The sequence below is a fragment of the Vibrio gigantis genome (genome assembly GCF_024347515.1).
In the GTDB taxonomy this organism is placed as follows: Bacteria; Pseudomonadota; Gammaproteobacteria; order Enterobacterales; family Vibrionaceae; genus Vibrio; species Vibrio gigantis.
Genome location: NZ_AP025492.1, coordinates 1,305,924 through 1,318,899, shown reverse-complemented (window position 1 = coordinate 1,318,899; position 12,976 = coordinate 1,305,924). Strand labels below are relative to the sequence as shown.

9 protein-coding genes are annotated in these 12,976 nt (G+C 44.5%); 2 read left to right on the top strand and 7 right to left on the bottom strand.

What is annotated here, in order from left to right; genetic code table 11:
• Window positions 1-62 precede the first annotated feature (62 nt).
• The 5 genes from nhaA to OCV56_RS06000 all read right to left on the bottom strand — a co-directional run bounded on the left by nhaA (window position 63) and on the right by OCV56_RS06000 (window position 7,239).
• Complete coding sequence (nhaA, locus tag OCV56_RS06020) at window positions 63-1,226, bottom strand: Na+/H+ antiporter NhaA (RefSeq protein WP_086713093.1); 1,164 nt, start codon at window positions 1,224-1,226, stop codon at window positions 63-65.
• 273 nt (window positions 1,227-1,499) lie between these two features.
• A complete protein-coding gene (locus OCV56_RS06015; protein WP_086713092.1) occupies window positions 1,500-2,648 on the bottom strand; it encodes a lipocalin-like domain-containing protein in 1,149 nt (382 codons plus the stop codon).
• Window positions 2,638-5,091 (bottom strand): ABC transporter permease, encoded by a 2,454-nt coding sequence (locus OCV56_RS06010; protein ID WP_086713091.1) that lies wholly within the window; start codon window positions 5,089-5,091, stop codon window positions 2,638-2,640. Before OCV56_RS06010 ends, OCV56_RS06015 begins: the two co-directional genes overlap by 11 nt.
• Window positions 5,072-5,743, bottom strand: coding sequence for an ABC transporter ATP-binding protein (locus tag OCV56_RS06005; RefSeq protein ID WP_086713090.1), 672 nt, complete (start codon window positions 5,741-5,743; stop codon window positions 5,072-5,074). Before OCV56_RS06005 ends, OCV56_RS06010 begins: the two co-directional genes overlap by 20 nt.
• Before the next feature lie 122 nt (window positions 5,744-5,865).
• Window positions 5,866-7,239 carry an MATE family efflux transporter gene (locus OCV56_RS06000; RefSeq protein WP_086713089.1) on the bottom strand — a complete coding sequence of 458 codons (1,374 nt, stop codon included), beginning with the start codon at window positions 7,237-7,239 and terminating at the stop codon, window positions 5,866-5,868.
• A 543-nt stretch (window positions 7,240-7,782) separates the two neighbouring features.
• On the opposite strand from OCV56_RS06000, the gene OCV56_RS05995 reads away from it, so the two are divergent.
• Both OCV56_RS05995 and OCV56_RS05990 read left to right on the top strand, forming a co-directional pair.
• The gene (locus tag OCV56_RS05995) at window positions 7,783-9,210 is read left to right on the top strand and encodes a cytochrome c peroxidase (protein ID WP_086713088.1); all 1,428 of its coding nucleotides are present in this window, start codon (window positions 7,783-7,785) and stop codon (window positions 9,208-9,210) included.
• 155 nt (window positions 9,211-9,365) lie between these two features.
• On the top strand, window positions 9,366-10,826 hold the full coding sequence (locus OCV56_RS05990) for a DUF2867 domain-containing protein (protein ID WP_086713087.1): 1,461 nt from the start codon (window positions 9,366-9,368) through the stop codon (window positions 10,824-10,826).
• Window positions 10,827-10,965: 139 nt separating this feature from the next.
• Here the strand turns inward: OCV56_RS05990 and OCV56_RS05985 are convergent, their stop codons facing one another.
• Both OCV56_RS05985 and OCV56_RS05980 read right to left on the bottom strand, forming a co-directional pair.
• Complete coding sequence (locus OCV56_RS05985; RefSeq protein WP_086713086.1) at window positions 10,966-11,625, bottom strand: DUF2913 family protein; 660 nt, start codon at window positions 11,623-11,625, stop codon at window positions 10,966-10,968.
• Window positions 11,625-12,842 carry a Bcr/CflA family multidrug efflux MFS transporter gene (locus OCV56_RS05980; RefSeq protein WP_086713085.1) on the bottom strand — a complete coding sequence of 406 codons (1,218 nt, stop codon included), beginning with the start codon at window positions 12,840-12,842 and terminating at the stop codon, window positions 11,625-11,627. The genes OCV56_RS05985 and OCV56_RS05980 overlap by 1 nt, the downstream gene beginning before the upstream one ends.
• Window positions 12,843-12,976 lie beyond the last annotated feature (134 nt).

Genomic DNA, 12,976 nt, shown 5'->3' with positions numbered 1-12,976 from the left:
AAATTGACTTGTTACTCAGTGAGTAGGCTCCCTTTTTGATTTAGCGAGCCTACTACTACCGACTATAGTTTTACTTCTTGTTGCTTAGTTTTCGGTAAAGAAATACTTAGCAGGAAGTAGCCCAGAATTGCTGCAGTCGTTGATCCCATTAGGATACCTAGTCGAGCGAGCGTATCAAAATCTGCGTTCGTTGGACCAAATGCCAGTGATGAAATAAAGATAGACATAGTAAAGCCAATACCACACAGCACAGACACTGCGAAGATGTTCATGAAATTCACACCTTCAGGAAGTTTAGCTACACCTGTTTTCACAGCACCCCAGCTGAATAGGAAGATACCCAGTGGCTTACCAACCAATAGACCCATTGCAATACCAAGCGGTAGCATGCCTGTAAGGTTTGAAATTGAAATTCCTTCCAGTGAGATACCTGCGTTCGCAAATGCGAAGATTGGCAAAATTGCAAAAGCTACGTATGGGTGCAGAGCATGCTCTAGGTGTTTCAGCGGAGAGTGCTCCCCTTTATTACCTTTCAGTGGGATAGCAAAACCAATTACTACACCTGCTAGTGTTGCGTGAACACCAGACTTCAATACTGCGAACCACAGAATTGCACCAACAATGAGGTAAACACTTAGCTTGGTGACATGCTTGTTGTTTAGCATGAACAATACACCAGTCGCGATAAAGCCAACCGTTAGTGCAAGCGTTGATAGGTCGCCTGAGTAGAACAATGCAATGATAACAACAACACCTAAGTCATCGATAATTGCTAGAGCCAACAGGAACACTTTCAAGCTCACTGGTACACGGTTACCAAGAAGTGCCATGATACCCAATGCGAATGCGATATCTGTTGCTGCTGGGATAGCCCAACCTTGAAGCGCTTCAGGGTTACTTGAGTTGAATAGCACGTAAATTAGTGCAGGAGCTAGCATACCACCCACAGCTGCGATGGCAGGGAAGATTGCTGTCTCTTTAGACTTTAATGCGCCTTCTAAAAGTTCACGCTTAACTTCTAAGCCGATTAGAAGGAAGAAGACAGCCATTAAGCCATCGTTAATCCAGTGAGACACAGACATACCAAGAACGTAACTATGCAGTACACCTTGGTACATTTCGTTCAGTGGTGAGTTTGCTACAAACATTGCGATCGCCGCAGCGATGACTAGGATGATGCCGCCAGCAGATTCCATTTTAAAGAAGTCACGGATGACGTCGGTCATGATTTCGCCCTTATATTTATTATTTAAATAAACGAATAACAAAGAATAACCACGAGTTTATATCCAAGTTTAATTGATAGATAATCACTTCTTCGGATGTTTAACTTCGGTTTTTCCTACAAATACTAAACAATACGTCGTATATTCCATAATGTTGTTATGCACCATGAATTAAGTATAGATGAGATCATCGAACCTGTATGCACAATTCATTGGGGTGAATAAAAGTAGAAAACATAAAAAAAGGCTATCAAATGATAGCCTTAGGTGTTTTTAGTAGCCGGTTAGTTGCATAAAGCCAGTCGCTTCATGGCTCCCGCTCGCCATAATTGGCCCTTCCCAATATGGTATGACAAAAGGAAGCCACATATCCCTACGTATAATCCGCGTCGTGAGGTTGATATCGTGCTTAGGCACGTTAATGATCCACTGCAGAGGCATCCGTCTTCCATTCATCAGCGTTGTATTTTGCAACGGTTGAATAGAAATATCGGATTCTGTTAATTGGTAAACTTTGCCTGAGCGCGTTGCTAATGTGCCAAACACGTAAGGCAGTTGTTGGTTGTGACGATAACGGCTAATGCTCAGTGCAGTACCGTCATCGAGGTTAAATACAAACCAATCCCAACCTTGCTGGCCCACTCCAAGTAAGCCACTGCCCCACTCTTTATGTACCCACGCAGTTCCTTCTACTTCTTTGGTAACTCCGTCTAGGTTCAACACACCATTTAGGGATAAAAACGGAGCGCTGAAGTTATAAGACGCGACAGGTAATAAGTCGTGCTTTTTCTGATAGCCATTATCACCGTTGAGCACATATGGCCCTTTTGCAATGGTGTCGAGTTCGAATCCAAACGTATCCGTTTGCACTTGTAGGCGGCCTGGAAATGGTGTGTTGCCGAGTGCACGCCAGCTCCAATTATCAATCCAAAGCCTGAATGGGCGATTGGTCATTCCAGCTTGGCCAATGCCGCCACGAGCTAAACGTTGCTCTTTCCAAACCTTAGAATCAGAAGAGATTACTACATTTGAAATATAGACCTGCGGACTTTGCCAGCCCGGAGTTTCCCGTTCGTCAGTTGCTATGCGAAAGAAGCTCCACTGGACAGAGTACTTTTTGCCATCGTCCCCTTTGAGAGAAGCAAAGTAGTGCCACCATTCATGCTGAAACTCAGGGTGGAACTGAAAATCACGTGGCAATGATACAGTACGATCCGGTAACACAGGCTCAAACACATTAAAGTGTTCGCTGACAAGCACTGAGTTAACCTCATTAACCCCCTTCTCACCCACATCAACAAAGTAAGAGTAATACGCCCATACACCTAAAATTGTGCCAAAAAAACCTATCAATAATAGAGAGGAGAGCAATCGATGTCTGAGTTTTCTTGAACTATTACGTTGATACATATTAAATCGCATCCCTCAATGATTTCATCGGAGTATTCCGAATCATTCTCATCACTGGCAAAGCACCAGCTAACATCAATGCTGCCATGGCCCATGCAAATGTCTGTATATAATCCCAAGGAATCACTTGTAACTCGAGTGACCAGCCAAAAGACTGCTTAATAACGATGTCAACAATCAAGCTCGCTAACGCTAATCCGAGCGGAATGGCAATTAAAGAGGAAATAAGCCCGAACACAAATAACTGTAAGCTACCTGTCAGAATCAGTTCTTTAGCTGACACACCTAAACAGCGCTGTAAGGAAATATGTCTTTGTCGAGAGACTTCGCCAGCGACGGTTGCAAAGAAAATACCGAAGACGGCAATGACTAAGGTAATGTTGCCTAATGTATCTGCTATCGCGAACGTCCTATCAAACACTCGCATCGCTTGGCTATGAATGTTGTTGTTATCAAAAATACGTTCTGAGCCCAGCCTAAATACGCTTTCTAAGCGGCTTCGAAGCCCTATTGAATTGACATCATCTTTGAGTATTACACCAAGGCCTACATTGCCTCGCCCTGCAAACCCATATAGCCAGTTTCGATGCGACATCATGACTTGATGGTAAGGGTTTCCATAATCGTAATAAACGCCGACAACCTGCCAACCAGAGCCGAGACTATCATAGAGATCAATGTAGTCGCCTGGACGAATTCCCAGCTTGAGAGACATCGATTCACTGATCAACACACCTTTTGAGTGATGTAAGTGATACCAGTAGTTCGGAATACCTAATTTTATCGTCAGTGCTTCTAGTTCACCTTCGGAAGGACCAGTGCTGACCACCTGAATACTGCCAACTGGAGACGCAACGTCTTTTTCCCAACGCCACCACACAGAGTCCACTTCAGGTTGCTCTGATAACCAGTTACTCATTCGAGCTGCGGCATTGTTAGTTGGGTATATATAGAGGTCTGCTGCCAAACGCTGTGTTAACCATTTATCGGTGGTATCTCTAAAACTACCTACCATAGTTTCTACACCAATATTGGCTGTTAATGCCAACATGAAGGCCATCGTTGCCACGCCTCGGTAACTCATGCTTGACGCAGCATCAGCAAAGAACCAGCGAGCACGAACCCAGCGTAATGAATAAGATAGGCTATTAAATAACTTCCACATCAAAAACGGTGTAAAGAGAGCCACACTAATGAGCATCAGCGCGATAATCGCAAAACCCGTTTCTTGAGTCTGAGGCGCTTGATACACAGCAACAGCTGCAACTAAGAAGCCACAGCCAATCAATGCTTGCCAAGTAAACTCAGTACCCGCGAAACGCATCAAAGATAAGCGAGAAGTCAAACGAATAGGTTGTGATCTAAGTAAACGAACCAGTGGCCAAGCACAAGCGAGGAACGCACCAAGTAACGTCATCAACAAACTATAGCCGCTCCATCGCCAATTCCAGTCGATAGTTAGCCCAACATTGGCGTCATATAAGTCGCCTAAGCTTGAAGAGACTGCAGGTAACAATTGGTTGGCCAGCATGACACCGAATACATTACCGCAGATCCAGCTCAATAAAACCAATAGCAAAAGCTCTAAGCAAAGCGCTTTAGCCAGTTGCCAACCAGATACGCCTGTTTGTCTTAATATTCCGACTAACGGTTGGCGCTGAATAAAGGACAACGACATCGCCTGATAGAAAATAAACAAGCCAACCACAAATGACAGCATACCCATCGCTTTAAGGTTCAAGTGGAAAGCACTGGTCAGCGACTCTAGTTCCGCTTTAGAACTGCGAGTGATCGTTAGCCCGTTGGGCAGCATATTTTTAAGATGTTCAAACTTCTCTGTAGGCATGTCTGAACAAGCTATCACTGACAGACCTGCACTGCGTTTAAGCATTCGAAGCAAGGAGATATCCGCAATCAGCCTTGTCCCATTAATCAGGTTATTTTGGTCGACAACCACAGGGCCAAGCTCAGAGCCATCCATCAAAGGGATGTAATCACCGTTTTTCCATTCCATGTGTTCAGCGAGATCATCACTGACCAGAATTGGATAAGGCGGTTTCATAAGGTTTAAAGTAGTGAGATCTTTTAACGCAACTCCCGGCTGTAGCTGAAGCATTGAAACAGGGTCTATGCCTATGAGCATGAAGTTCGCGCCATTTTCATCAGTGATACGATGGTGGTCAAAGGGAGAGCACTGTTGAAAGCCTTCACGGCGAAGCTGGATATAAAAACCTTGTGGTATTTTATTGGCGTTGTGTTTTGGTCGAATGCGATAAGGGAGAGGGTTCGAAAAGAGTTTTTCGCCATGCGCATAGCTTTGCTTAGCATGTTGATTGATTGCGGTAACACCAACCAAAAGGGATACGCCAAGGGTTAAACCAAGCCATACCAACATAATCTGAAGTGGGTAACGTCGATAGTGACCGAGTAGTGCCTTAACTACGGGCCATAACATGCAGCTGCCCTCCTTGTAAGCGGATACGGCCATCCATATGCAGTGCTACTTTTTCACTGTGTGTCACCAACAACAAAGTGCATTCTAATTGGCGAGCCAGAGACGTAAGCAAACGCATTACCGCTTCGGCATTACGCTCATCTAGACTACCTGTCGGTTCATCTGCCAATAAGATTTTTGGTTCCATGTACAACGCGCGAGCAATCGCTGCACGCTGTTGCTGACCACCAGACGCTTCTTCTGGATAACGACCAAGTAAAGGCATAAGGTCTAAAGCAGAAAGTATTTGTCTCCAGAGCCCCTTGTCTTCAGGTAGGCCTTTCAATTGGCGGCAAAAACGGATGTTATCGGCAATATTAAGCGTCGGTAGTAAATTGAACTGCTGAAAAATATGGCCAATGTTGTTTCTACGATAAGCAGTACGATCACGCTCCTTAGAGTCGTGCATATTGAAGTGAGGGAAAGCGATTTCACCGGAATCAGGTAGGTCTAAGCCCGCGATAAGGTTCAGTAAAGTACTTTTACCTGAACCGCTTTCTCCCATTAATGCTACCTGATCACCTTGGTTCAATGTTAATTCAGCACCTTGTAAAACAGGGTGAAACTCCCCCCCATCGACATAGCCTTTACATAGGTCTGACAGCTTTAACATTAAACAGCTCACATTAGTTAGAATTTGGAATGAGAATCTACACTAATTCCCTGTTAGGAGGAAGTATTTTGAAAGATAGATCACACGCCAAAGATAAAGTGATGCGATTGATGCGCCCTACTTCAACTTCCTATCAAGTTTTTAATCCATTTTCTTGTTTTCATACGATAAAGCGAGCCGCCCCACTTGAGCACTTCTTCCGTAAGGAAAAGTAGATATACCCACTCAGGTGGAGATTTAAAATAGATAGCGGCAATGGCTGCTAATGGGATACCTATGACCCACTGAGCAATCAAATCTTGATAGAGGCAGAACTTCACATCACCACCAGCTCTTAATACGCCAACGATCACTGTCAACGGTACCGAGCGAATAATAATACCAACGCTGAGAATCAGAATGAACTTCTCTGAGAGGGCTCTGGTTTCTTCCGTCAGTGCACTAAAGGCATTAAGTATTGGTGTTTGGACGAAGTAGAGAAAAACGGCCACTACGATACTGGTTAAGAAACACAGAATCGTCAAGCCCAACGCTTGATAGTAAACCGCTTCATTGTTTTTCGCGCCAAGCTGGTTACCCACCAAAACAGCGGCGGCGTTTGACATACCGATCAATAAACTCAATGAGATAGACTCTACCGGCGTCATTACTGAAAGCGCAGCCAGACCTTGAACACCCGATTGCCCCATGATTGCATGGTAAGCAAACAAGCCACCCGCCCATGCTAAAAAGTTGAACGTTGTCGGGAGAGACAACTTCAAAAAGCGAACCACCTTTTCGATCGAAGCTGCCGCTTTAATATCGCAGAACTTGAAAGCGAGTAAATGCTTAGAGAAATAGAGATAACCAAACAAAGTCGCGACTTCTATCGCGCCACTCAACACTGTTGCAATCGCCGCCCCTTTAATTCCAAGAGCAGGAAAGCCTAAATTACCGAAGATCAGAACCCAGTTTAAAAACACATTAGACAGAATGCCGATACCGCTGAAGAAGGTACTTAGCCCAGGTTTATGCATCGCTCTTAGGCCCACAGCCATACTGCTAACACACGATACAGCTAACATGCTGAATGAGGTGATAACGATGTATTCAACGCCCAAACTTATAACTTCTTTAGAGTCGGTCGTCACTCCCATAATTTGCGCAGGGAAAGAGATAAAGAAAACAATGGTCAACAATGCAAAGAGAGTCGATACCAGCCATGTTAGCGCGGTACTTTCTCTCACTCCTTGCCTATCACCCGCGCCCCAATATTGAGCCGTAAGTAGAGCACCACCTGTGGTCACACCCACCAGCATAATGGTCGTCACAAACATCGCTCGGCTTGCAACACCCACCGCCGCAATATCTGCTTCTCCAAGCTGACCCAACATCAACACATCTACTAGGCCTCGGCTTGAAAACATAATGCTCTGCAAGGTGATAGGCAGAGCAATCGCAATAAGCCTACGAACAAAATCACCTCGTGTGTGATAAATAATAGAAGAGAGCAACATAGAGATACCTAAACGGAACGCATTGATGAATATAGAAAAATATCTCATCATTATATCAATGTTCGGTTTTTAACCATACATAAATAACGTTGTGAACATGAATTCCCGCATAGCATCCTAATTTGTACATCGTTCACTTGTTCAAATGCTCAAAATAAATTAGCCAAACGACAGTAACGTGATCTTGTTCCTAACCACTTTATAAACTTGCTAATCGAATGTACCAACGCACATTCACGCAGCCGCTCTCTCACTCAAAGCTGAATTCATCAAGTCAGCATTATTAATAGAGGTGCACATATCAAAAAACACATTTGATGCTATGGACTGGTAAATTGATTGAAATCAAAGTTGGTGACGATCGGCATCTCTTTGTATTTGTTGTCATTTTTAACAAATGAAAATAACCATATGAATTGAATGGCTTTATTCCGTTAAATTCTTCTCCATCTAGTTATTCGATTAATATTGATTCCTTTTTGTCATTTCATAAAGTCGCTTAAATTCAATAACTTCCTAGCCAGTTCACTAGGGAGTTAAAAGATGAATAATAAAAAAATAATATTAGGTTTAGTTGGTTTAGGCATTGCGGCTTATTTAGGCTCAGTGTATTTGGTCGGCAAAAATGATCAAAAGCTAGCAGAACAAAACTTGGCGCAATTCTCATCACTCGATAAATCATCTCTTGATTATCAAGCGATGAAAGTCCTAACAGATAAGGGGTGCAGTTATTGTCATACTGGTGATAGTGAGATGCCTTTTTATGCCGATTGGCCGGTCGCCAAGAATCTGATGGATAAGGACCTTCAATCCGGTATGAGACACTTTGAAATCACTCAGCTGTTCAACGGTGTACAAGGTCAAGAACCGATATCTGAAGTGGCATTAGCTCGTATCGAGAAAGTGCTTTATGACGACTCAATGCCTCCAAAGATCTACCAATCGATGCACTGGTCTGCAGGAATATCGAAAGAAGAGAAACACACGCTTCTTAAATGGATTCGCCAAACACGCGCCGATCTTCACGCCAACTCACCGGTGCATGACGAAGGAAAAAAGCTCGCTTTGCAGCCTATCTATTCTAGCTTCGACGTTAATGAAGACAGAGCTAAGTTAGGTAAAGCCTTGTATCACGATACCCGCCTATCTGGAGATGACACCGTATCTTGTGCATCGTGTCATGGCCTTGATACGGGTGGAGTAGACAATCTAGTTGGCTCGGTCGGTATTCATGGTCAAGTGGGTGGAATCAATGCACCAACCGTCTTCAACTCGGTGTACAACAAACTCCAATTTTGGGACGGTCGAGCAAACGATCTCCAAGACCAAGCGGGCGGCCCTCCATTCAACCCGATTGAAATGGGTTCTGAAGGCTGGGATCAGATAGTCGACAAGCTCAGCAACGATCAAGAATTAGTGGCTATGTTCGACAAGACCTACGAAGGTGAAATCAGCGGCTACACCATAACTCACGCTATCGCTGAATTTGAAAAGACATTGACGACACCCAACAGCCGTTTTGACCAATATTTAACGGGTAACGTCGATGCGATAGATAGCCATGAAAAATATGGCTTGATGCTTTTCAAAAAGTATAGCTGTGGTACATGTCATGCAGGTGAGGCCATGGGTGGCGAGACCTTTGAGGCAATGGGGCTAAAAGCGGATTACTTCTCTGACCGTGGTTCTGAGATCACACCCGAAGATATGGGACGTTTCAACGTAACAGGCAACGAAACGGACAGACACAAGTTTAAAGTCCCGACACTCAGAAACATCGAATTGACTGCGCCCTACTTCCACGATGGACAGGCAGAAACTTTAGACAAGGCGATTTTCGATATGGGTAAGTATCAAGTTGGTGTTGAAATGACTGATGATGAAGTGGATGCCATCAAAGCATTCCTAAAAACGCTGACTGGCGAATACAAGGGAAATAACCTTAGCCCTAAAGCGCAGCAGCAGAGCTAATTGATACCAATCGAAGCGATTGGATGCTGCCTATAAACTTAAGCCAATAGATTCTTTCTATTGGCTTTTTCATTACTCATGGCTCAATTGGTTTTGTAGAAAAGTTAGCGTAGTATGAGTAAAGGATGATTTGATACGCAATGCATGGAGTAACAATGAAGAAAGTACTGGTTTTAGGCGCTTCTGGATATGTTGGTTCACAACTCCTCCCTCTCCTGCTTAAGCAAGGTTATCAAGTCACGGCAGCAGCAAGGCATATCGACTATTTAAAGGCGCGAACCGAGCCACACGAAAACTTATCACTTGAGTACCTTGATCTCGCTGATCAAGCCGCGACACAAGCATTGGTCCCCGATTTTGATCTTATCTTCTTCCTCGTCCATGGTATGGCAGAAGGCCACGACTTTATTGATTATGAGCTGAATTTAGCACGCAATTTTGTTTCGGCTCTTGGTTCAATGAATCAACACGTCATCTACCTTAGCTCCCTTCAACCTCAAACTGGCGATTCAGAGCATCTTCAAGCAAGGAAGAAAACCGGTGAACTGCTTCGTAAAGGACCAGTACCTGTAACCGAACTTCAAGCTGGCGTTATCATTGGCCCTGGCTCTGCGGCGTTCGAGATCATGCGAGACTTCGTGTACAACTTACCCATCATGATTGCGCCAAAGTGGGTTGATTCTAAAGCGAACCCAATTGCATTGCAGAACCTGAACCACTATCTACTGAAGCTCGCGCAAGACACACCAAATGAAAGCCAAATCTTCGAAGTTGGTGGACCGGATATTGTCTCTTATCGAAACCAATTTGCTCATATAGCCAAAACCGCCGATCGTCCACTCAGGCTGTGGGCGACATCGCTACTGACACCAAAGATTGCTTCATATTGGTTAGGCGTGGTGACTTCCGTGCCGTCCAACGTAGGCAGAGCACTGCTTGCAGGCTTAAAGCACGACTTCATCGCCAATTCGACCACCATCAAAGAAAAGTACCCTCAGAAGCTTGTTTCGTTTGAAAATATGGTTGAACAAGCCATACACGCTGAAGGTAACTTCGTAAAAAGTAATGTGTGGGGCTTTGACAAAACCGCCTTTAAGCGCTGGCAAGCGGGATACGGTTACTATCCGAAGAAAACAGGTGCAAGTATCACTTCAAACGCATCATTAGAGTCGCTTTGGCACGTGGCTCAGCAAATCGGAAGCCCACAGCAAGGTTACTTCTTCGCAAACGCTTTATGGCGCACACGTGAATGGTTGGATGTTCTTTTCGGTGGTGGTGTACCGGTTCGTCAAATGCCAGAAGGACCCAACCTAAAAGTCGGTGACAAAATCGATTCATGGAAAGTCATTCGTTGTGAAGAAAACAAGTTTTTATCTTTACTCTTTGGAATGAAAGGCCCCGGTTTGGGAAGACTAGAGATTACCGTCTCTGACCACGGTGCTTCTCGCGAGCTGAACATTTCGGCTTGGTGGCATCCCAAGGGCTTTCTAGGGTTAGTGTACTGGTTTGCGATGATGCCTGCTCACCTGTTTATTTTTAAAGGCATGGTGAAGGCAATTGAGAAGCAAGCTAAAGAGCAGATGCGAGATTCGAGTGTCGAGATGCGAAAAGACTAAAAGCAGATGCGGGACTCGAATGTCGAGATGCGAAGAGATTAAAAGCGGATACGTTATTCAAGATCTGAGATAAGAAAGATAAAAAAGATGCGAGTAAGTGGCTCTTGGTATCACTCATCTCGCATCTCGTATCTATCCGTTAGCCAATAACGCTAATTGGGATCTCAGCCAGCTGGTTGCCTTGGTTCGCAGGGTAAACAATATATTCACCGTGATACTTCACCGCAGACTTATAGTCCGTTACTTTGTGAAGCATGAAACCCGCTTCCATCGCCGCTTGGATGAACTCTGCATGGTTACCACGAACAAACCAGTTCATCGGCTTAACCATCAACTCACCGTCAAAAGAGTCGTCACACTGTTTACCACACAAAGCAAAAGAGTGCTCACCATCAGTAAAGAATTGAATCTTACCGCCAGTCGTTAGCTCGTCTTCACTCGATACGCTCCAGCCCATCTCGTACATTTTGTCCATGAACGCTTCAACATCACTGTCTTTTAGCGCTTTAGGCTCTTCGCCTTCAGGGAAAAAACGTCCGTAAAACGATGAAATACGTTTAAAGGTAAAAGTTAAATCAGAGTTGTTACCTTTTGAACGCCCCTGTTTCTGCCAGCGAACCAAGTCAGGTACAATCACGCGATCATAAGCTTGAGATTTAATCGCCTTTGTTACCCAGCGAACAAGGTAAAGGTTGTTCGCGATAGGTGCGTCAATGGCCTTGCCAGACTTATGTAGAGCATATAGCTCACCTAACGCATCGTTCACTAACTTCTGAATTTCAATATAGTATTTTGACATTATGCCTTCTTTCCTAATGTCCAATATAGTAATGCTGACATTACTGCACACGCAGCCATTACTATAGCCATAGACCCAGCACTGTCACTTGGCATCATCGCAACGATCGCACCAACGACAGAACCAGTACCAAATCTTAATGTGCCTGCAAGCGAAGAAGCTGTGCCTGCCATGTTTGGATAACCACTTAGCAATAGGCCCATAGAGTTACTGCCGATAGTAGAAATGGTGCCGATAAACAGCATCACAAACGGCACAATACCCCATAGTCCGAGATCCAATACCCATCCGATAAGCAGACCCACACCAGCCAGTAATTGAATGACTAGCGCAGCTCTCAACATTGTATGAGAACCGACCTTCTTAACGATTCGGCCATTGATTGTCGTCATCAGAATCATCGCGACAATGTTCAAGCCAAACAGGTAACCAAATAGGTCAGGACGTACACCATAAACATCAATGTAGACAAAAGAGCCTGCGGTTAAGAATGCAAACATCCCAGAAAACGAGAATGCACCAGAGAAAATCAGGCCCATAGCGGTCGAGTTTTTACATAAACGGGCGTAATTACGAATCGTCGTTTTAAAGCGCAATGGTTGACGATTTTCGACAGGCAGTGTCTCAGGAATTTTAATTATCACCGCAATAATCACAATCACCGCAAAAATAGCCAACACCCAAAAAATTGAACGCCAACCGAACCACAATGCTAGGTAACCACCAATCATAGGGGCGATTAATGGCGCAACCGTCATCACCAAGGTAACGAACGACATGGTTCTTGCGAAATCTTCACGGTCGAACATATCACGCACAACGGCTTGGATTATTACCGCTGCTGCCGCACCTGCAAAACCTTGAGCAGTACGAACTAACGTTAGCGCTTCAATACCATGAGTAGTCGCACTTACCACAGACGCGATCGCAAACAAAAACACCCCAATTAATAAAACGGGCTTACGACCATAACTGTCGGCTAACGGGCCATGTAACAACTGACCGAGTGCAAAACCTGCGGTGTACGCTGTGAGTGTGATTTGTACTTCGCCCGCTGTCACACCTAGATCTTTAGCGATCGTTGGCATTGCAGGCAGGTACATATCGATGGCGAGTGGTGTCAGTGCACCAATCGCACCCAAAACCAAAAATAGCATCCAACCTAACTGAGGAGTTTGTGGTTGTGAGCTTGGTGTTTGTTGGGTAGATGTTTGCATAACTCTCCGACTAAGTACTAGGTTCTATGTGCGCACGAGCATACACAGTGATACATGAATACACACATAGTAATAATGGCTGAAACTGTCCTAGTACCAGTCAAAATAATCAGCCGACGCTATCCTTGCTCGGC

Bases quoted from the DNA above. Each gene is read 5' to 3' on its own strand.
- OCV56_RS05980 (WP_086713085.1), bottom strand. From the start codon at position 12,842: ATGCAAACATCTACCCAACAAACACCAAGCTCACAACCACAAACTCCT.
- OCV56_RS06000 (WP_086713089.1), bottom strand. From the start codon at position 7,239: ATGTTGCTCTCTTCTATTATTTATCACACACGAGGTGATTTTGTTCGT.
- OCV56_RS06010 (WP_086713091.1), bottom strand. From the start codon at position 5,091: ATGTTATGGCCCGTAGTTAAGGCACTACTCGGTCACTATCGACGTTAC.
- OCV56_RS06015 (WP_086713092.1), bottom strand. From the start codon at position 2,648: ATGCGATTTAATATGTATCAACGTAATAGTTCAAGAAAACTCAGACAT.
- OCV56_RS05990 (WP_086713087.1), top strand. From the start codon at position 9,366: ATGAAGAAAGTACTGGTTTTAGGCGCTTCTGGATATGTTGGTTCACAA.
- OCV56_RS06005 (WP_086713090.1), bottom strand. From the start codon at position 5,743: ATGTTAAAGCTGTCAGACCTATGTAAAGGCTATGTCGATGGGGGGGAG.
- nhaA (WP_086713093.1), bottom strand. From the start codon at position 1,226: ATGACCGACGTCATCCGTGACTTCTTTAAAATGGAATCTGCTGGCGGC.
- OCV56_RS05995 (WP_086713088.1), top strand. From the start codon at position 7,783: ATGAATAATAAAAAAATAATATTAGGTTTAGTTGGTTTAGGCATTGCG.
- OCV56_RS05985 (WP_086713086.1), bottom strand. From the start codon at position 11,625: ATGTCAAAATACTATATTGAAATTCAGAAGTTAGTGAACGATGCGTTA.